1 protein-coding gene is annotated in these 233 nt (G+C 57.5%); it reads right to left on the bottom strand.

Translation table 11 applies throughout. From position 1 onward, the window contains the following. A partial coding sequence (locus SB822_RS61205; protein ID WP_410859679.1) for an ABC transporter permease subunit occupies positions 1–233 on the bottom strand: 233 nt, incomplete at both ends.

The raw sequence follows: 233 nt of genomic DNA, 5'->3' as shown, positions 1-233 counted from the left end.
AGATGGAAATCCAGTAGCGGCCCGACAGAAGATACTGGAAGCCATTGGCAATCAACATTCCAAGGGAGGGCTCTGTTGGCGGCAGGCCGACACCAAGAAATGAAAGCGTGGCTTCCAGCGAAATGGCTGAAGCAACTTGCACAGTTGCCACGACGATGAGCGGTGGCAGGGAGTTGGGCAGGATATGCCGTGTCACGACGTGCCAGCCACTCATCGGCACGGAAAGGGCTGCC

This window comes from Paraburkholderia sp. SIMBA_054 (assembly GCF_046534875.1).
Classification (GTDB): Bacteria; Pseudomonadota; Gammaproteobacteria; order Burkholderiales; family Burkholderiaceae; genus Paraburkholderia; species Paraburkholderia hospita.
Note: the sequence above shows the minus strand (reverse complement) of the source record. Positions and strands in the feature narration are given on the sequence as shown.